Source organism: Pantoea sp. EKM21T (genome assembly GCF_011800405.1).
GTDB lineage: Bacteria > Pseudomonadota > Gammaproteobacteria > Enterobacterales > Enterobacteriaceae > Pantoea > Pantoea agglomerans.
In genome coordinates, this window is sequence record NZ_JAALFV010000008.1 from 72,654 (window position 1) to 90,913 (window position 18,260).

At 56.9% G+C, this 18,260-nt stretch carries 17 protein-coding genes; 10 read left to right on the plus strand and 7 right to left on the minus strand.

All coding sequences use genetic code 11. The annotated features are described in order from the left end of the window. Positions 1 to 102: 102 nt before the first annotated feature. The 4 genes from gyrB to dnaA form a co-directional block, all read right to left on the minus strand. Entirely contained in the window at positions 103 to 2,511 is a 2,409-nt protein-coding gene (gene gyrB, locus HFD87_RS17080; RefSeq protein ID WP_010258926.1) for a DNA topoisomerase (ATP-hydrolyzing) subunit B, read from the minus strand. Between the two features lie 18 nt (positions 2,512 to 2,529). Continuing rightward, positions 2,530 to 3,615: a DNA replication/repair protein RecF gene (gene recF / locus HFD87_RS17085; RefSeq protein WP_010258927.1), complete on the minus strand. Its 1,086-nt coding sequence runs from the start codon at positions 3,613 to 3,615 to the stop codon at positions 2,530 to 2,532. A 217-nt stretch (positions 3,616 to 3,832) separates the two neighbouring features. Further along, positions 3,833 to 4,933 (minus strand): DNA polymerase III subunit beta, encoded by a 1,101-nt coding sequence (dnaN, locus tag HFD87_RS17090; RefSeq protein WP_010258930.1) that lies wholly within the window; start codon positions 4,931 to 4,933, stop codon positions 3,833 to 3,835. 4 nt (positions 4,934 to 4,937) lie between these two features. Continuing rightward, positions 4,938 to 6,353, minus strand: coding sequence for a chromosomal replication initiator protein DnaA (gene dnaA, locus HFD87_RS17095; protein ID WP_031591042.1), 1,416 nt, complete (start codon positions 6,351 to 6,353; stop codon positions 4,938 to 4,940). A gap of 597 nt (positions 6,354 to 6,950) precedes the next feature. On the opposite strand from dnaA, the gene rpmH reads away from it, so the two are divergent. The 6 genes from rpmH (at position 6,951) to HFD87_RS17125 (ending at position 11,648) form a co-directional block, all read left to right on the plus strand. After that, positions 6,951 to 7,091, plus strand: coding sequence for a 50S ribosomal protein L34 (rpmH, locus tag HFD87_RS17100; protein WP_003849659.1), 141 nt, complete (start codon positions 6,951 to 6,953; stop codon positions 7,089 to 7,091). A 14-nt stretch (positions 7,092 to 7,105) separates the two neighbouring features. Beyond that, a complete protein-coding gene (rnpA, locus tag HFD87_RS17105; RefSeq protein WP_008926396.1) occupies positions 7,106 to 7,465 on the plus strand; it encodes a ribonuclease P protein component in 360 nt (119 codons plus the stop codon). Beyond that, positions 7,429 to 7,686, plus strand: coding sequence for a membrane protein insertion efficiency factor YidD (yidD, locus tag HFD87_RS17110; protein WP_008926397.1), 258 nt, complete (start codon positions 7,429 to 7,431; stop codon positions 7,684 to 7,686). The genes rnpA and yidD overlap by 37 nt, the downstream gene beginning before the upstream one ends. A 2-nt stretch (positions 7,687 to 7,688) precedes the next feature. After that, positions 7,689 to 9,335 (plus strand): membrane protein insertase YidC, encoded by a 1,647-nt coding sequence (gene yidC, locus HFD87_RS17115; RefSeq protein WP_010258933.1) that lies wholly within the window; start codon positions 7,689 to 7,691, stop codon positions 9,333 to 9,335. Between the two features lie 92 nt (positions 9,336 to 9,427). Beyond that, entirely contained in the window at positions 9,428 to 10,792 is a 1,365-nt protein-coding gene (mnmE, locus tag HFD87_RS17120; RefSeq protein WP_122459560.1) for a tRNA uridine-5-carboxymethylaminomethyl(34) synthesis GTPase MnmE, read from the plus strand. A gap of 265 nt (positions 10,793 to 11,057) precedes the next feature. Beyond that, positions 11,058 to 11,648 (plus strand): malonic semialdehyde reductase, encoded by a 591-nt coding sequence (locus tag HFD87_RS17125; RefSeq protein ID WP_167423712.1) that lies wholly within the window; start codon positions 11,058 to 11,060, stop codon positions 11,646 to 11,648. Positions 11,649 to 11,702: 54 nt separating this feature from the next. Here HFD87_RS17125 and HFD87_RS17130 read toward each other — a convergent pair whose 3' ends face one another. Further along, positions 11,703 to 12,062, minus strand: coding sequence for a DUF4440 domain-containing protein (locus tag HFD87_RS17130; protein WP_167423713.1), 360 nt, complete (start codon positions 12,060 to 12,062; stop codon positions 11,703 to 11,705). 220 nt (positions 12,063 to 12,282) lie between these two features. On the opposite strand from HFD87_RS17130, the gene HFD87_RS17135 reads away from it, so the two are divergent. Further along, the gene (locus HFD87_RS17135) at positions 12,283 to 13,032 is read left to right on the plus strand and encodes a 4'-phosphopantetheinyl transferase superfamily protein (protein ID WP_010258937.1); all 750 of its coding nucleotides are present in this window, start codon (positions 12,283 to 12,285) and stop codon (positions 13,030 to 13,032) included. 36 nt (positions 13,033 to 13,068) lie between these two features. Here the strand turns inward: HFD87_RS17135 and HFD87_RS17140 are convergent, their stop codons facing one another. Beyond that, positions 13,069 to 14,382 (minus strand): NCS2 family permease, encoded by a 1,314-nt coding sequence (locus tag HFD87_RS17140; protein ID WP_010258938.1) that lies wholly within the window; start codon positions 14,380 to 14,382, stop codon positions 13,069 to 13,071. Between the two features lie 152 nt (positions 14,383 to 14,534). Here HFD87_RS17140 and yieH point away from each other — a divergent pair, with 152 nt between their 5' ends. Further along, positions 14,535 to 15,194: a 6-phosphogluconate phosphatase gene (gene yieH / locus HFD87_RS17145; protein WP_010258939.1), complete on the plus strand. Its 660-nt coding sequence runs from the start codon at positions 14,535 to 14,537 to the stop codon at positions 15,192 to 15,194. Positions 15,195 to 15,205: 11 nt separating this feature from the next. After that, positions 15,206 to 16,138, plus strand: a complete 933-nt coding sequence (locus tag HFD87_RS17150) for a GlxA family transcriptional regulator (RefSeq protein WP_167423714.1) — start codon at positions 15,206 to 15,208, stop codon at positions 16,136 to 16,138. Here HFD87_RS17150 and HFD87_RS17155 read toward each other — a convergent pair. Next, positions 16,123 to 17,118 carry an acyltransferase gene (locus HFD87_RS17155; protein ID WP_167423715.1) on the minus strand — a complete coding sequence of 332 codons (996 nt, stop codon included), beginning with the start codon at positions 17,116 to 17,118 and terminating at the stop codon, positions 16,123 to 16,125. The two genes, HFD87_RS17150 and HFD87_RS17155, sit on opposite strands and share 16 nt — an antisense overlap. Positions 17,119 to 17,339: 221 nt before the next feature. Between HFD87_RS17155 and glyQ the strand changes: the two genes are divergently transcribed. After that, entirely contained in the window at positions 17,340 to 18,251 is a 912-nt protein-coding gene (gene glyQ / locus HFD87_RS17160) for a glycine--tRNA ligase subunit alpha (protein ID WP_010258942.1), read from the plus strand. Positions 18,252 to 18,260 lie beyond the last annotated feature (9 nt).

Consider the following 18,260-nt stretch of genomic DNA (forward strand, 5'->3'; position numbering starts at 1 on the left):
CGCAGCCTGCGGGCAGGAAGGCACCTCCTGGCGGGTTTTCCGCCCGGACGGCACAAAAAAAAGGCCATCACCTGGGTGATGGCCTTTCATCGCTGATGCCGGTTAAATATCGATATTGGCGGCTTTCAGCGCATTTTCTTCGATGAAGGCGCGGCGCGGTTCAACCGCATCGCCCATCAGGGTAGTGAACAGCTGATCAGCGCCAATCGCATCTTTAATGGTAACGCGCAGCATACGACGGCTGTCTGGATCCATGGTGGTTTCCCACAGCTGCTCCGGGTTCATCTCGCCCAGACCTTTGTAGCGCTGGACCGAGAGGCCGCGACGCGACTCTTTAATCAGCCACTCAATCGCCTGTTCGAAGCTTGCCACTGGCTGACGACGCTCGCCACGTTCGATGTAAGCATCTTCTTCCAGCAGACCACGCAGTTTGCTGCCCAGGGCGCAGATTTTGCGATACTCAGGACCCTGAATGAAATCAGCATCCAGCGGATAGTCAGTATCTACACCGTGGGTACGGACGCGCAGTACCGGCTCGAACAGGTTTGATTCGCGGTTTTCACGCACCTGTGCCAGATAGGTGCTGCCGTGCGCTTCGCGTTCAGTCAGATAGCTCACCAGACCATTCAGCCAGGTTGTAACCTCTGCTTCGCTGGTCAGGTCGCTCAGCGTGTCGTGATAAATCATCGCACGCAGCATGGCCATCGGATAACGGCGCTCCATACGCTTGATCATCTTCTGGGTGCTGTTGAAGTCAGTGACCAGCGTCTCCAGCGGCTCACCGCCCAGCGCCGGCGCGCTGGCATTGGTGTGCAGCGTCGCGCCATCAAGCGCGATAGCGATCTGGTATTGATCCATCGCCTCGTCATCTTTGATGTACTGCTCCTGCTTGCCTTTCTTCACTTTGTAGAGTGGCGGCTGGGCGATATAAACGTGGCCGCGCTCAATGATTTCAGGCATCTGACGATAGAAGAAGGTCAGCAGCAGGGTACGGATGTGCGAACCATCGACGTCGGCATCGGTCATGATGATGATGCTGTGATAGCGCAGCTTGTCCGGGTTGTACTCGTCGCGACCAATACCGCAGCCCAGCGCGGTGATCAGCGTGGCCACTTCCTGGGAGGCGAGCATCTTGTCGAAACGCGCTTTCTCAACGTTAAGAATCTTACCTTTCAGCGGCAGAATCGCCTGGTTTTTACGGTTACGGCCCTGTTTGGCCGAGCCGCCTGCGGAGTCACCCTCCACCAGGTAGATTTCAGACAGCGCCGGGTCGCGCTCCTGGCAATCCGCCAGTTTGCCTGGCAGACCCGCCAGGTCCAGCGCGCCTTTACGGCGAGTCATTTCACGGGCGCGGCGTGCCGCTTCACGGGCACGGGCAGCGTCAATAATTTTGCCGACTACAATTTTGGCGTCTGATGGATTTTCCAGCAGGTATTCAGCCAGCAGCTCATTCATCTGCTGCTCAACCGCTGTTTTCACCTCGGAGGAGACCAGTTTATCTTTGGTCTGCGAGGAGAATTTAGGATCCGGCACTTTCACCGAAACCACAGCGATCAGACCTTCACGGGCATCATCACCGGTGGCGCTGACTTTGGCCTTCTTGCTGTAACCCTCTTTTTCCATGTAGGCATTCAGGGTACGGGTCATCGCTGAACGGAAACCGGCGAGGTGTGTACCGCCGTCGCGCTGTGGGATGTTGTTGGTAAAGCAGTAGATATTTTCCTGGAAGCCGTCGTTCCACTGCAGCGCCACTTCCACACCAATGCCATCTTTCTCGGTAGAGAAATAGAACACGGTAGGGTGAATCGGGGTTTTGTTTTTGTTGAGGTACTCAACAAACGCCCGGATGCCGCCTTCATAGTGGAAGTGATCGCTTTTGCCATCACGCTTATCATCCAGACGAATCGACACGCCGGAGTTCAGGAATGAGAGTTCACGCAGGCGTTTCGCCAGGATGTCATACTCAAAATCGCGCACGTTGGTAAAGGTTTCGTGGCTCGGCCAGAAACGCACACGGGTCCCTGTAATGTCGGTCTCACCCGTCACCGCCAGCGGTGCCTGCGGTACGCCATGGACGTAAATCTGCTGATGCACTTTGCCTTCGCGACGAATGGTCAGCTCCAGCTTCTGCGACAGGGCGTTAACCACGGAGACGCCCACGCCGTGCAGGCCGCCGGAGACTTTATAGGAGTTATCATCGAACTTACCGCCAGCATGCAGCACGGTCATGATCACTTCAGCGGCAGAGATGCCCTCTTCTTCGTGAATACCGGTAGGAATGCCGCGTCCATCATCCTGCACCGATACGGAGTTATCGGCATGGATGGTGACCACAATGTCACTACAGTGACCAGCGAGCGCTTCGTCGATTGCGTTATCCACGACCTCGAATACCATGTGATGCAGACCGGTACCGTCATCGGTATCGCCGATATACATGCCCGGGCGTTTGCGTACCGCATCAAGTCCTTTCAGGACTTTAATACTTGAGGAGTCATAAGAATTCGACATCAACGTTTCTCGCTCATTTTAATCTTCAGGTTGAACCGCTATTTTACCCTGTTCCACGCGGAACATCTTGCCCTTTTCGTCGGTCATGTCGATTACATGTCCGGCAGAAATTGCGCTGACAAACACCTGAGCCTGAGTGGCTTTTAACCGTTCCGCCAACAGGCGTCGGCGGCTCTCATCCAGCTCAGAAGCAAAGTCATCAATGAGGTAAATACAGCGGCGTCCGCTCTGGCTTGTCAGGAACTCGCCCTGTGCCAGACGCAATGCACACATCAGCAGTTTTAACTGCCCACGTGAGAGTAAATCTTCTACCGGCGTCCCTTCAGCCCGAATACGAAAATCCGCTTTATGGGGGCCGCTGGCGGTATAGGTCAGTGCGCGATCGCGCTCGAAGTTACGTTCCAGCAGTTCGGCGTAGTCGCTCTCTTTGTCCCAGCCACGCTGGAATGAGAAGCGCAGCTCAAATTCCGGCAGAAACTGGCCACAGGTGGCGGTGATCTCCGCTGAAATCGCCGCACTGTATTCCGCCCGCCACTGGCTGATCTGTTCAGCCAGCGGAACCAGCTCCTGATCCCAGGGACGAATCTGGCTGTAACGTGAGACCTGGCGCAGCGCCGCGTTCCGCTGTTTAAGCAGGCGGCGCATGTTGTTCCAGGCGTTAAAAAAGCCGGGGGTGTTATGAAAGCAGCCCCAGTCGACATAGGCTCTGCGATATTTGGGGCCGCCATTCAGCAAACTAAAGCCTTCAGGGGTGATTAACTGCATCGGCAACAGCTGCGCCAGCTCCGCGACCTTGTGACCATCGCTGCCATCAATGCGCACTTTGCTGTCACCGGCACGGTTTTTGGTCAGCCCGACTGAAATTTCCCGCTCTTTGTTTTCCAGACGCCCATGCAGCACAAACGCCGCCTCGTCGTGACGAATGACGCGTCCCGCCTGCAGGCTGCGAAACGAACGGCCATGCCCCAGAGTATGAATCGCTTCTAAAACGCTGGTTTTACCACTGCCGTTGGCGCCGACCAGGAAATTAAAGCCGGGTGCCAGCTGCAGGTCAGCCTGCTCAATATTACGAAAATCTTTGATAAGAAGGCGGGTTAAAGCCATGAATCAGTCCAGCGTGAAGGGCAATAAAGTTTTGGGCCTGGCGATCCAGGGCGTCAACGGCAAAGCAGGTTTGCCCGATACCTCAGTCACCAGGCCGTCGGCGTCGCCGCCAGTCTGGTTCCGGCCAGCGCGCAGGCCCTGGGAGCATACTGAAGTATGTGACCAGGGGCGAGCACTGCCCGGAATCAGAATGGCAAGTAAGCCAGGCCGATATATTCTACAAGCGCATGGGCATGACGACATAGGCCGCTGCCGGGCTCGCCACATCCTCAATCTGCACGCTCGACACCGAGTCGGTCAGCAGCAGACGGACGTTTTCGCACTTCAGCGCGTTCAGTACATCCAGCACGTAACTGACGTTGAAGCCAATCTCCAGTTCCGTGCCGTTGTAGCTGACATCCAGCATCTCTTCCGCTTCTTCCTGTTCAGGGTTATTGGCGGTGATCTTCAGCTGATTTTCGGTGATATAGAGGCGAACACCGCGGAACTTCTCGTTAGAGAGGATAGCGGCGCGGGCAAAGGCCTGTTTGAGCAGATCGCAGCCCGCTTCCAGCGCTTTGTCGGGATTCTTCGGCAATACGCGACGATAATCGGGGAAACGGCCATCAACCAGCTTAGAGGTAAAGATGTAGTCGCCGACATGCGCACGGATATTGCTGCCGCCAATCTGAACCTGCAGAGGTGTATCGCCGCCATCCAGCAGACGCAGCAGTTCAATCACGCCTTTACGCGGCACAATCACCGAATGACTCGGCAGCGCCTGACCAATCGGCATGGAGCAGACAGCCAGACGGTGACCGTCAGTGGCCACGGTGCGCAGCTCTTCCCCTTCGGTTTCAAACATCATGCCGTTGAGGTAGTAACGCACATCCTGATGCGCCATCGAAAACTGGGTCGCTTCAATCAGCCGTTTCAGCGTTGCCTGCGGCAGGGTAAATTCAACTTCACTCTGCCAGTCGTCAAGATTGGGGAAGTCACTGGCGGGCAGGGTCGACAGCGAAAAACGGCTGCGGCCAGAGCGCACCAGCATGCGATCGCCTTCCAGTGCCAGAGTAATTTCTGCGCCATCCGGCAATCCGCGACAGATATCGAGGAATTTACGCGCCGGAACGGTGGTGGATCCAGGCTCATGTGCCTGAGTCAGCGCCACGCGTGCGACCATCTCCATTTCCAGATCGGTACCGGTCAGCAACAGCGAACCTTCAGTTACCTGCAGCAGCAGGTTTCCAAGGATCGGCAGCGTCGGACGACCACCCAGGGGACCACTTACTTGTTGCAGCGGCTTCAGCAGCTGCTCACGTTCAACAATAAATTTCATAGCGTCAGGAAGATAATGTTCTGATGAGATTAGAGAAATCTTCTTTGATATCGTGGCTCTCTTCACGCAGCTGCTCAATCTTGCGGCAGGCATGAAGCACCGTTGTATGGTCGCGACCCCCAAAAGCATCGCCAATTTCTGGCAGGCTATGGTTGGTTAACTCTTTCGCCATCGCCATCGCCATCTGGCGCGGACGTGCCACCGAGCGCGAACGGCGCTTGGAAAGCAGATCCGCTACCTTAATTTTGTAGTACTCAGCCACGGTCTTCTGAATATTATCGATGGTGACCAGCTTTTCCTGCAGCGCCAGCAGATCGCGCAGCGCTTCGCGCACGAAGTCGATGGTAATCGCCCGGCCAGTAAAGTTGGCATTGGCGATCACGCGATTCAGCGCGCCTTCCAGCTCACGCACGTTAGAGCGTAACCGCTTGGCAATAAAGAAGGCGACTTCACCAGGCAGACGGATGTCGTTCTCATCCGCTTTTTTCATCAGGATCGCCACACGCGTTTCCAGCTCAGGCGGCTCGATCGCCACCGTTAAACCCCAGCCGAAACGTGATTTAAGACGATCTTCCACCCCGTTGATCTCTTTTGGATAGCGATCCGAGGTGAGGATGATCTGCTGATTGCCCTCTAATAAGGCATTAAAGGTGTGGAAGAACTCTTCCTGCGATCGCTCTTTATTAGCAAAGAACTGAATGTCATCGATCAGCAGCGCATCTACCGAACGGTAGTAGCGTTTGAACTCTTCAATCGCATTGTTCTGTAGTGCTTTAACCATGTCCTGCACGAAGCGCTCGGAGTGCATATAAACCACTTTTGCATTGGGTTTTCGGGCAATGATGCCGTTGCCCACCGCATGCAACAGGTGCGTTTTACCGAGACCGGTGCCGCCATACAGAAACAGCGGGTTGTAAGCGCCGCCTGGATTATCCGCCACCTGACGTGCCGCCGCGCGCGCCAGCTGGTTAGATTTACCCTCGACGAAGTTATCGAAGTTATGACGGTTGTTCACATTTGAGCGATAGGTGACGTCGGCTGGTGCCGGGACATTATCCCAGCTGGGACGCATAATCTGCGTCGGGGCCGGACGAATATGGCTCTGTACGGGCATCACGGGCGCGCTGACGCTGGCCATTACGGGCTGGCTGACCGCTGCCGCCTGCTGCTGAACCGGGCGCGTTCCCACTTCAAAACGCAGTGCGGGCACGTTCGGACCGCAGAATTCATTCAGCAGTGCATTGATACTATTAAGGTATTTGTCCCGAACCCAGTCGAGTACGAAGCGATTTGGAGCATACAAGGCAAGCGTATTGTCGTTTAACTCAGCCTGTAGTGGACGGATCCACATGCTGAATTCGGTGGCAGGAAGCTCATCCTGCAAACGGGCAAGACACTGTTGCCAAAGCGTAAGTGACACGGCGGACTCCACTCGTACAAATTCGAAAAGAATAGTAGGCGTTACTCTAAGAAACGTTCATTTTTGACACAGACGCTAAGAAAGCGCCTGCGACCGCTATCAGCGGTTTTCCGTCCTGCAATCACCGGAGGATCGTCAGCGGAAGGGCGGATCATAGCGCAAAGCGAGGCAGAGATCTTCCCTTTCTACACAGTTTTGATCCTTTTTATCCACAGGCCAGAGGCGCGCAAAGAAGTTTACGCCAGTTGCGGGAAAAACCAGCAGGGATCTGACGCAATCCATTAAAATTTCGGGCGACATCTCATTTTATCCCCAGGATCCGGCAAGCCGATCGCAATAAGATCCCGTGCGATCCTTGCGCTTTAGTGCGGAGCCCGTATAATTCTCCACCCGACATTGAGCCATCAGGCGCAAAGTCGGGACTCTGCGGGCTGTATGCGGGTTTTCAGGCACTATGACACGCGAAGTAAATTGACTCGGGACTGTACAATTATTACAATCCCGCCTCTTTATTAAAGACACATTGAGGCGTAGGTCGATTTTCTGGCCCGAAACGCGTCACCCAGTGAAAATTTTCAAGTTTAGGTAGAAACCGCCATGAAACGCACTTTTCAACCGTCCGTACTGAAGCGCAACCGTTCACACGGTTTCCGTGCTCGTATGGCAACAAAAAATGGTCGTCAGGTTCTGGCACGTCGTCGTGCTAAAGGCCGTTCTCGTCTGACCGTTTCTAAGTAATAAAGCAAGCCCTGATGGGTAAGCTCGCATTTCCCAGGGAGTTACGTTTGTTAACTCCCACTCATTTCACTTTCGTCTTCCAGCAGCCACAACGGGCTGGCACGCCGCAAATTACTATTCTCGGCCGCCTTAACGCGCTGGGGCATCCCCGCATCGGTCTCACCGTCGCTAAAAAACATGTGAAACGCGCTCATGAACGCAACCGGATCAAGCGATTGACCCGCGAAAGCTTTCGTCTGCGTCAACATGAACTGCCGTCGATGGACTTCGTGGTGGTCGCGAAGAAGGGGGTTGCCGATCTGGATAACCGTATGCTGGCGGAAGCGTTGGAGAAATTATGGCGTCGTCACTGTCGCCTGGCGCGCGGCTCCTGATCGTCCTGATACGCGTCTATCAACGCGGCATCAGTCCATTACTGGGACCACACTGTCGGTTTCACCCGACCTGCTCTCATTACGGAATTGAGGCATTACGCAGGTTCGGCCTGATAAAAGGCAGTTGGTTGACATTAAAACGCGTATTAAAATGCCACCCCTTGAACCCGGGTGGTGACGATCCTGTGCCGCCAAAAACCTTTGATACCAGAGAACATTAACGATGGATTCGCAACGCAATCTCTTTCTCATCGCTTTTCTGTTCGTGACCTTTATGATCTGGCAAGCCTGGCAGACGGACCACGCTCCGCAGCCACAGCAGACGCAGACCACACAAGGCACAAACAGCGTAGCGGGTGATACCGCCAGTCAGGGTGTACCGGCCAGCGGTCAGGGCCAGACGATCACCGTTAAGACTGATGTCCTGTCATTGAATATCAACACCCGAGGCGGTGATGTTGAACAAGCACAGCTGCTGACTTTCCCGGACAAACTGGGTTCTAACCAGCCGTTCCAGCTGCTTGAAACAACGCCAGCGTTCCTTTATCAGGCACAGAGTGGTTTGACTGGTCGTAATGGCCCGGATAACCCGAACAACGGCGCGCGTCCGCTGTTCAACGCTGCGCAGGATCACTTCGAGATGGCTGATGGCCAGTCCGAACTGCGTGTGCCGATGACCTACACCGCTGAAAATGGCGTGGTTTACACCAAAACCTTCATCTTCAAGCGTGGCGAATATGCCGTTAATGTCGATTATCATGTCAACAACACCACCCAGCAGCCGCTGGAAGTGTCGCTGTTTGGCCAGCTGAAGCAGACCATCGATCTGCCTAAGCATCGTGATACCGGCAGCAACAACTTTGCTCTGCACACCTTCCGTGGCGCGGCCTACTCCACCAGCGAGTCGAAATATGAGAAGTATAAATTCGACACCATCGCGGATAACGAGAACCTGAACGCCACCACCAGCAATGGCTGGGTTGCGATGCTGCAGCAGTACTTTGCAACGGCATGGGTTCCGCGTACCGAAGGCACCAACACCCTTTACACCAGCAACCTGGGTAATGGCGTGGCGGCGATTGGCTATAAATCTGCACCGGTCACCATTGCCGCGGGCGCACAGCAGAATCTGGGTGCAACGCTGTGGGTCGGCCCGGAAATTCAGGACAAGATGGCAGCGATTGCGCCGCACCTTGATCTGACCGTGGATTACGGCTGGTTGTGGTTTATCTCTCAGCCACTGTTCAAACTGCTGAAATTTATCCACAGCTTCATCGGTAACTGGGGCTTCTCCATTATCGTGATCACCTTCATCGTGCGCGGCATCATGTACCCGCTGACCAAAGCGCAGTACACCTCGATGGCGAAGATGCGCATGCTGCAGCCGAAAATTCAGGCGATGCGTGAGCGTCTGGGTGATGACAAGCAGAAGCAGAGCCAGGAAATGATGGCGCTGTATAAAGCAGAGAAAGTGAATCCGCTGGGTGGCTGTCTGCCGCTGGTGATTCAGATGCCAATCTTCCTGGCGCTTTACTACATGCTGTCAGGCTCGGTTGAACTGCGTCATGCGCCATTTATTCTGTGGATCCATGACCTGTCAGCGCAGGACCCGTACTACATCCTGCCGATTCTGATGGGCATCACCATGTTCTTCATTCAGAAGATGTCACCGACCACCGTGACCGATCCGATGCAGCAGAAGATCATGACGTATATGCCGGTGATTTTCACCGTGTTCTTCCTGTGGTTCCCGTCAGGTCTGGTGCTGTACTATATCGTCAGCAACCTGGTCACCATTCTCCAGCAGCAGCTGATTTATCGCGGCCTGGAAAAACGTGGTCTGCATAGCCGCGACAAGAAGAAAGCGTAAGCGATCCAGAGCGGGAGCAATCCCGCCCTAAAATAGTCTATTCTCAGGCGGTCAAAGCGACCGCCTGTGTTTTTTGTAGCGAGAGAAAATTTATGAGCCACAGCGATACCATTGTTGCCCAGGCGACGCCACCCGGACGCGGCGGCGTAGGCATTCTGCGCGTCTCTGGCGCCCAGGCGGCAGAGGTCGCCCGCCAGCTGCTGGGCAAATTGCCTAAGCCGCGTTACGCCGATTATCTGCCGTTCACCGATAGTGATGGCCGCGTGCTGGATCAGGGCATTGCGCTGTGGTTTCCCGGTCCTCACTCTTTTACCGGTGAAGATGTGCTGGAGCTGCAGGGCCACGGCGGCCCGGTGATCCTCGATCTGCTGCTGAAGCGCATCGTGGCGCTGCCTGGCGTGCGTATCGCTCAGCCGGGTGAGTTTTCAGAGCGTGCGTTTCTGAATGATAAGCTCGATCTGGCGCAGGCCGAAGCGATTGCCGACCTGATTGATGCCAGCTCTGAGCAGGCGGCGCGTTCGGCCGTGAACTCCCTGCAGGGCGTCTTCTCCACCCGTATCAATCATCTTGTGGAAGCACTCACTCACCTGCGGATCTATGTCGAAGCCGCTATCGACTTCCCGGATGAGGAGATCGATTTCCTCTCTGACGGCAGAATTGAAGCGCAGCTGAATACGGTGATCGGCGACCTGGATGCCGTCCGTGCCGAAGCGCGTCAGGGCAGCCTGCTGCGTGAAGGGATGAAAGTGGTAATTGCGGGCCGGCCTAATGCGGGCAAATCGAGCCTGCTGAATGCGCTGGCGGGCCGTGACGCCGCCATCGTCACGGATATCGCAGGCACCACCCGTGACGTACTGCGTGAGCATATTCATATTGATGGCATGCCGCTGCATATCATCGACACCGCCGGTCTGCGTGAAGCCAGCGACGAAGTGGAGCGCATCGGGATTGAGCGCGCCTGGCAGGAGATCGAACAGGCTGACCGGGTGCTGTTTATGGTGGACGGCACGACGACCGATGCCACCGAAGCGGCGGCTATCTGGCCCGATTTCGTCTCCCGTCTGCCGCCCGAACTGCCGATTACCGTGGTCCGCAACAAGGCGGATGTTACCGGGGAGTCTCTCGGTCTGACAGAAGTAAATGGTCACTCACTGATTCGCCTGTCGGCACGCACCAGCGCGGGCGTGGACGAGCTGCGCGATCACCTGAAGCAGAGCATGGGCTTCGCCGGCAATATGGAAGGCGGCTTCCTGGCGCGTCGCCGTCATCTGCAGGCGCTGGAGCTGGCGGCAACGCACTTACAGCAGGGTAAAGCGCAGCTGCTCGGTGCCTGGGCCGGTGAGTTGCTGGCGGAAGAGTTGCGTCTTGCCCAGCAGGCATTAAGCGAGATCACCGGCGAGTTCACTTCTGACGATTTGCTGGGTCGCATCTTCTCCAGCTTCTGTATCGGTAAATAACCGTGCTGGCCTGATAGCGTCCTGCTGTCAGGCCAGATTTCCTGCCACGCTGCTCCCCTGTTATTCCCGCTTCTGCGTTGATTCTTGCTGATATGTTATTTTGCGGCGGCACGGCATTGCCGTATAACGGTTGAAGCGCCGATCTGACGTGCGGCGACGGATTGCGGTGAATAATCCCCGCCTCATTCCGCCGCGCCGGACCGGACGCAAACCCACTACGTGAACACCGTTGGGCGAACTTTTTCGCCTGAAACAGGAGAGTTGCATGAGTACACCGCTCGACACTGCCGCACTGGACACGCTGTTTAATGACGCCCGCACCCACAGTTACTGGCAGACTAAGCCCGTCGATAACGCCCTGCTGGAGCAGCTCTATGCTTTAACGGCACTGGGCCCAACCTCGGCGAACTGCTCGCCTGCGCGATTTGTTTTCGTGACCTCGGCGGAAGGCAAAGAGAAGCTGAAACCGGCACTCTCTTCCGGCAATCTGGAAAAAACCATGAGCGCGCCGGTCACGGTGATTGTGGCCTGGGATCGCGAGTTCTATGAGCAGCTGCCCGCCCTGTTCCCCCATGCTGATGCGCGCAGCTGGTTTACCGGCAGTCCCGAGGCGGCAAAAGAGACCGCTTTCCGTAACAGCAGCCTGCAGGCGGGCTACCTGATTCTGGCGGCGCGTTCGCTGGGTCTGGATGCCGGTCCGATGTCCGGGTTTGATCCGGCCAAAGTCAATGACGCCTTTTTCCCCGACGGTCAGTATCAGGTTAACCTGCTGATTAACCTCGGCTACGGTGATGCATCAAAACTGCATCCGCGCCTGCCGCGACTGAGCTTTGAGCAGGCGAGCCGTTTCGCCTGATGCTGCCCGCGTCGCGATTCGAATCGCGACGCGGATGACCTTATAAACAGCGTGTCACAGCGGCGCAGCATTTTCTGCAGGCGTCCCCTGATGAAACACCATTCGCCAGTTCTGACCCTCGCACAGCCAGTGTGAGGCGCGCAGTGCGGCCCGACTGCCATCGGCATCACAGCTCTGGTAGTGCAGTATCAGACTCCTCTCGCCCGTGCTCACCAGCTGAAAGTTACTACTAAGCATATCGGGCATCGCATCTTCTTTTATCAGCGCCGCGATGGTCTGCGCGCGAGTCACAAAGCGTCCTGAACGGGTTATCTCACAAAAGTCAGGATGGAGTATCTGCTCCAGCCACGCCAGGTCCCGTCGCCTGGCACTGTGCAGGCTGCGCTCTCGTTTCACCATTTCGTCCAGCAACATGGCTGACCCTCCTGTTATTCTGTGCTGACAGGCAGCGGCAATAATTCCTTTAAGCTGTTGAAGATGGGCATCGTGACGCTTTTGTCCGGTTAGCTCTCCCTCGCGACTCTGCTCATCCTAATCCGAATTTACCCCAATCTGTGCGTTGCCAGGTGCATTAAGGTAAGAAAATTCCTACAATGCTTCTGATGATTATCTGACCATTTTCACGGAGCGACAGATGGCTGGTCATTTTGTACGCTGGACGGGCGATCCCGGCTTCCCGGCTAATGATTTACGCATTCCCCAGGCTATCACCGACACGGCACAGCAGTTTGCTGACAAACGCCGTGGGCGATTTCTTGCCGCCCGTACCCTGCTGGCACAACTGATGCTACGGGTTTATGGCATTGGTGAACTGCCGCGCCTGCTTATCCAGAGCAACGGACGCCCCGTTTTTGCTGACAGCGATCTGCCCGATTTCAGCATCGCCTATGCGGGCAATACGGTGGGTGTGCTGCTGGCCGAAGAGGGTGGACGTGCCGGTCTGGATATGGAGATTGTGCATGCCAGAAGCCGTCAGACTCAGGAGCAGCTGATTCAGGGATTAACCTCGGGCGAGATCGCCTGGATCAATGCCCAGCAGGATGCCATGGAGGCGGTGACGCAGATCTGGACATTACGCCAGAGCATTCTCAAGCTGACGGGAGAGGGCGATCGGGGACTGGATTCGCTGCGCCTGTTGCCCGGTGCGGGTCGGCTGCGATCTTCACTCTATCCCGATATTCAGGTGGTGTGTGATGCGGAGCCTATGCTGGTCTGGTCGTGCGCGCTGTCGTCTGCGACTCAGCGTCTGCATCTGTGGGAGATGGATAACGCCTTTCAGTGGCACGCATTACGCGAAATAGAGATGGGTAAGCCCAACATCGGGCCTCATGCTCTGCGGCTGACCAGCCTGCCCAGCGAGCGCAGCCTGCATCCTGAAATGTAAAAAGCCGCAACCCGGAGGTTGCGGCCCTGAATGCGCTTAGTGCGCGTCTACAAAGACAATCTTCAGCACAAACAGCAGAGCAACAATTACTACGCAGGGGCTGATTTCACGCCAGCGGCCAGTACCCAGCTTCATGACGCAGTAAGCGATGAATCCCAGCGCAATGCCTTCGGTGATGGAAAAGCTGAAGGGCATCATGGCGGCGGTCACAAACGCCGGAACGGCTTCGGTCAAATCATCCCAGCGTACGCGCGACAGGCTGGCGGTCATTAACACCCCAACGTAAATCAGCGCGCCCGCAGCGGCGTAGGACGGCACCATCGCGGCCAGCGGTGACAGGAAGGTCACCAGCAGGAACAGCAGGCCGGTGACCACGGCCATCAGGCCGGTACGGCCACCAATCGCCACGCCCGAGGTGCTTTCGATATAGGCGGTCACGGATGAGGTGCCTGCCAGCGCGCCACTCACTGAACTGATGCTGTCGACATAGAGCGCCTGCTGCATCCGCGGGAAAGTGCCGGTTTCATCGGTCAGTCCCGCTTTGTCGGTGACGCCGATCAGCGTGCCGGAGGAGTCGAACAGATTGACCAGCATAAAGGAGAAGATCACGCCCGCCATGCCGATGTTGAAGGCGCCTTTGATATCCACCTGGCCGACCACAGAAGTAATGGAAGGCGGCGCAGAGAACAGGCCGACAAACTTCACGTCACCCAGCATCCAGCCGATAGCGGTAGTAACCACCATCGAGATCAGCACTGCCGCGTGGATATTGCGTGATGCCAGAATAGCGATGATAAAGAAGCCCAGCGCGCCCAGCAGTACGCTGTGCGAGGTCAGGTTCCCCACGGCCACCAGGGTATCGGGATTCGGCACGATAATACCGGCATTCTTCAGCCCCATCATGGCGATAAACAGGCCGATACCGGCGGTAATGCCGACGCGCAGGCTCAGCGGGATATTGGCAATCATCCAGTAGCGAACCCGCAGCAGCGTCAGGATCAGCAGGCCGACCGCACCCCAGAAGATCGCGCCCATACCCACCTGCCACGAATAGCCCATCGCCCCGACCACCACAAAGGCGAAAAAGGCGTTCAGCCCCATTGCAGGCGCCAGCGCCACCGGCAGATTGGCAAACAGTCCCATCAGAATGCTGCCGAAAGCGGCAATCAGACAGGTGGTCACAAACACCGCCTGGGTATCCATGCCGGCGACGCCGAGGATCTGCGGATTGACGAAGACGATGTAGACCATCGTCAGAAAGGTGGTGATACCCGCGATCACTTCGGTGCGCACCGTGGTGCCATGTTCCTGCAGCCTGAAGATGCGCTGCAAAACGCCTTGCTTGCTCATGCCATCCATCCAGAAGAAAAAATCATCGGCGCGTATCCTGGCGATTTTACCGGGGCAATACAATGATTTTTCGCAACCGATTGCCAGTCTCGCAATCTGCGCTGAGTGCGGTAGAGTGTGGAGCATACCCCTGAATCGAAGGATAGAGTCTGATGTCAGTAGAATGCGTCTTTTTTGATTGCGATGGCACGCTGGTGGACAGTGAGTTGCTCTGTACCCAGGCCTACGTCAATACCTTTGCCCGTTACGGCCTGGAACTGTCGCTGCAGCAGATGTTTGAGAAGTATAAGGGCGTCAAACTCTACGACATTATTCGTGACGTCGGCGACGCGCATCAGGTGACGCTGCCGATGGAAGAGGTGGAGACTGCTTATCGCGCAGAGGTCGCGCGGCTGTTTGATCAGCAACTGCAGCCCATCCCGGGCGCGAAAGCGCTGGTTGAGCAGATCAAGGTGCCGATGTGCGTGGTTTCAAACGGGACGGTAAAAAAGATGCAGCACTCGCTGGGCTTAACCGGCATGCTGCCGCTGTTTGCGGAGCACCTCTACAGCGGCTATGACATTCTGCACTGGAAGCCCGATCCGGAACTGATGTACCACGCGGCGGAACAGATGCAGGTGCCGATTGAGCGCTGCATTCTGGTGGATGACTCCGAAGCGGGTGCCCGCGCCGGTATCGCCGCTGGCATTCCGGTCTACTACTACTGCGCTGACCCGCACAACCCTGAACTGGATCATCCGCTGGTGACGCGCTTCGACGATATGGCGCAACTGCCTGCGCTGTGGCGCGCCCGTGGCTGGGATCTGGTGTAGCGCGGGCCAGCATGACACACACCGTCTGGTTTTTAACCCTGCCCGGCGTGATGGCGCTGGATCTCACCGGACCGGCCGAGACGCTGAAGCTGGCGGGCGATCACTTTACGCTGCGCTACATCGGCCCGCAGCCGGAGGTGGTCTGCTCCACCGGCATGACCATTGGCGGCATCGAACCGTTACCTGATCAGTTGCCCGCCGGGAGTCTGCTGGTGGTGCCTGGCGTCTATGACTCGCAGGTCTGTTACGCCACGCCGCAGGCCGGAGAGGCTCGCGACTGGCTGATGCGCCAGCACGCCGCGCTGCGCGCGCAGACCTTTATGCTGGTCTGCGTCTGCTCGGGAGCGCTGCTGGCGGCGCAGGCAGGCATGCTGGATGACGTGCTCTGCACCACCCATCATGATGTGATTGCCCGCCTGAAAGCCGCGGCCCCGCGCGCACGGGTGCAGGAGAACCGGGTGTTTGTCGGGCATGAGAATATCTGGACCAGCGCAGGCATCACGGCGGGAATCGATCTGGCGCTGCATCTGATTAATCAGCTCTGTGATACGCAAACCGCGCTGGCGGTAGCGCGGGAGATGGTGGTCTGGTTCCGCCGGGCCGGTGACGATCCGCAACTTTCGCCGTGGCTGCGTTACCGCAACCACATGCATCCGGCCATTCATCGGGCGCAGGATCTGATGATTGCCCATCCTGAGCACGGCTGGACCCTGACCGAGCTGGCTGGACGCACGCATGTCAGCAGCCGCCATCTGGCGCGGCTGTTTCGCCAGCATCTGGGGATTAGCGTGCGTGAATACCATGAGCAGCTGCGGGTTGGCGTGGCACGCCAGCGTCAGCAGCAGGGTGAATCTGCCGAAAAAGCGGCGCTGGCGGCGGGGTTTTCATCGGCGCGCCAGCTACGGCGCGCCCGCCAGCGTGAAGCCAATCAGCTGACAAAGTGACGGGTATCGACGCGTTTCAGTGCCATACCCAGCAGCAGGCTGCCGCCCAGCGTCAGCCCGAACACCCAGGGCAGGTCGAGCCACGGACGTGACATATCATCGTAATGATGCGTTCGCAGGTAGTGAATGAACAGCGCATGAAAGCCGTAGATCGGCAGTGAATAGCGCGCAATCACCGTTAAACCGGGCAGGGTGCGCTGGTTCAGGCTGTTTTTAAACACGATCAGCAGGCTGATCGCGGCGATAAACACCAGCGGTCCGCAGTAGAGATACCAGGTGTCATTAAACGCCCCGTTAACGATCAGCGCCTGTTTCGTCCCTAACGTAATGCCAATCACACAGGCGATAAACAGCCCGACAGCCAGCGGCGTCAGGCCGCGCCGGGTCGTCTCCATCGTGCCGATAGCCCGTCCCAGCAGCGCATAGAGCAGGTAGTAGATACTGTCACCGCTGACATAGAGATTAACCGGCAGAAAGTGAAACGGCCCCAGCGACTGGCTGACCGTATTGGGATTGGCGAGCACCGCCAGCACCAGCACCAGCAGCGCCACGTAGCGCGCCTGCACGGTTTTTACCTGGATCAGGGGCGACAGCAGATAGATGCCGATCAGCGCAAAGAAGAACCACAGGTGATAAAACACCGGCTTCTGCAGCATCTTCAGGATTGATCGCCCTTCGCTGATGGGGGTCAGCCAGGTGATATAGGCCAGCGATACCGCGCTGTAGAACAGCAGACAGAGCACCAGCCGGAGCATATGGCGCGGCTGGGCGCTGCGTTCGCCGAAAAACAGATAGCCGGAGATCATAAAGAACAGCGGAACACAGACGCGTGATGCTGAGTTCAGCAGATTAGCCGCATCCCAGGTGATGCCAGTCACCGCCATCGGCCCGGTGATATACCAGGTGGTGGTGTGAATCACGATCACCATCAGGCAGGCAACCGCGCGTAAATTATCGATCCAGTAAATCTTATGCGGCATGGCATCCTCTTGCGCATCGCGTCCGTGCGCAAAAGGGTAGCCAAATGCGACCAGAGCAACAACTGCTGCCAGCAGGATTCGGAGCCATCTGTATGCCAGCGCCCTGAATCACCGCGAAAACGCGCCGGTAGCGCCTGGGATTTACGGCTGCACATCGCGCGGTCAAAGGGTATACTGTCGGCCTCTTTTTTTAATCTAACCGAAGCGCGTGCACACTCAACATGCAAAAGTTTGATACCAAAACCTTTCAGGGGCTGATCCTGACCTTGCAGGATTACTGGGCGCGTCAGGGCTGCACCATTGTCCAACCGCTGGACATGGAAGTGGGCGCTGGCACTTCACACCCGATGACCTGCCTGCGCGCACTCGGCCCGGAGCCGATCGCCGCCGCTTACGTGCAGCCATCACGCCGTCCTACCGATGGCCGCTACGGTGAAAACCCGAACCGCCTGCAACACTACTACCAGTTCCAGGTGATCATCAAACCCTCACCGGACAACATTCAGGAGCTCTATCTTGGCTCGCTGAAAGAGCTGGGTATGGACCCGACGGTGCATGACATTCGCTTCGTGGAAGATAACTGGGAAAACCCGACGCTGGGTGCCTGGGGACTCGGCTGGGAAGTGTGGCTCAACGGCATGGAAGTGACGCAGTTCACCTACTTCCAGCAGGTTGGCGGCATGGAGTGTAAGCCGGTGACCGGCGAGATCACCTACGGTCTGGAGCGTCTGGCGATGTACATCCAGGGCGTCGACAGCGTTTACGATCTGGTGTGGAGCGACGGTCCGCTGGGCAAAACCACCTACGGCGACGTGTTCCATCAGAACGAAGTGGAGCAATCCACCTATAACTTCGAATACGCCGACGTTGATTTCCTCTTTACCTGCTTCGAGCAGTATGAGAAAGAGGCGCAGCATCTGCTGGCGCTGGAAAAACCGCTGCCACTGCCCGCCTACGAACGCATTCTGAAAGCGGCACACAGCTTCAACCTGCTGGATGCCCGCAAAGCGATCTCGGTAACAGAGCGTCAGCGCTATATTCTGCGCATTCGTACCCTGACCAAAGCCGTGGCTGAAGCTTACTACGCCTCTCGCGAGGCAATGGGCTTCCCGATGTGCAATAACAAAAAGTAAGAGGCAGCC

Excerpts from the sequence above, each read along its gene's own strand:
- yidD (WP_008926397.1), top strand. The coding sequence starts at position 7,429 with ATGGCGTCGTCACTGTCGCCTGGCGCGCGGCTCCTGATCGTCCTGATA.
- HFD87_RS17125 (WP_167423712.1), top strand. The coding sequence starts at position 11,058 with ATGAGTACACCGCTCGACACTGCCGCACTGGACACGCTGTTTAATGAC.
- yieH (WP_010258939.1), top strand. The coding sequence starts at position 14,535 with ATGTCAGTAGAATGCGTCTTTTTTGATTGCGATGGCACGCTGGTGGAC.
- glyQ (WP_010258942.1), top strand. The coding sequence starts at position 17,340 with ATGCAAAAGTTTGATACCAAAACCTTTCAGGGGCTGATCCTGACCTTG.
- recF (WP_010258927.1), bottom strand. The coding sequence starts at position 3,615 with ATGGCTTTAACCCGCCTTCTTATCAAAGATTTTCGTAATATTGAGCAG.
- mnmE (WP_122459560.1), top strand. The coding sequence starts at position 9,428 with ATGAGCCACAGCGATACCATTGTTGCCCAGGCGACGCCACCCGGACGC.
- HFD87_RS17140 (WP_010258938.1), bottom strand. The coding sequence starts at position 14,382 with ATGAGCAAGCAAGGCGTTTTGCAGCGCATCTTCAGGCTGCAGGAACAT.
- HFD87_RS17130 (WP_167423713.1), bottom strand. The coding sequence starts at position 12,062 with ATGTTGCTGGACGAAATGGTGAAACGAGAGCGCAGCCTGCACAGTGCC.
- dnaN (WP_010258930.1), bottom strand. The coding sequence starts at position 4,933 with ATGAAATTTATTGTTGAACGTGAGCAGCTGCTGAAGCCGCTGCAACAA.
- HFD87_RS17150 (WP_167423714.1), top strand. The coding sequence starts at position 15,206 with ATGACACACACCGTCTGGTTTTTAACCCTGCCCGGCGTGATGGCGCTG.
- HFD87_RS17155 (WP_167423715.1), bottom strand. The coding sequence starts at position 17,118 with ATGCCGCATAAGATTTACTGGATCGATAATTTACGCGCGGTTGCCTGC.
- gyrB (WP_010258926.1), bottom strand. The coding sequence starts at position 2,511 with ATGTCGAATTCTTATGACTCCTCAAGTATTAAAGTCCTGAAAGGACTT.
- rpmH (WP_003849659.1), top strand. The coding sequence starts at position 6,951 with ATGAAACGCACTTTTCAACCGTCCGTACTGAAGCGCAACCGTTCACAC.
- yidC (WP_010258933.1), top strand. The coding sequence starts at position 7,689 with ATGGATTCGCAACGCAATCTCTTTCTCATCGCTTTTCTGTTCGTGACC.
- rnpA (WP_008926396.1), top strand. The coding sequence starts at position 7,106 with ATGGGTAAGCTCGCATTTCCCAGGGAGTTACGTTTGTTAACTCCCACT.
- HFD87_RS17135 (WP_010258937.1), top strand. The coding sequence starts at position 12,283 with ATGGCTGGTCATTTTGTACGCTGGACGGGCGATCCCGGCTTCCCGGCT.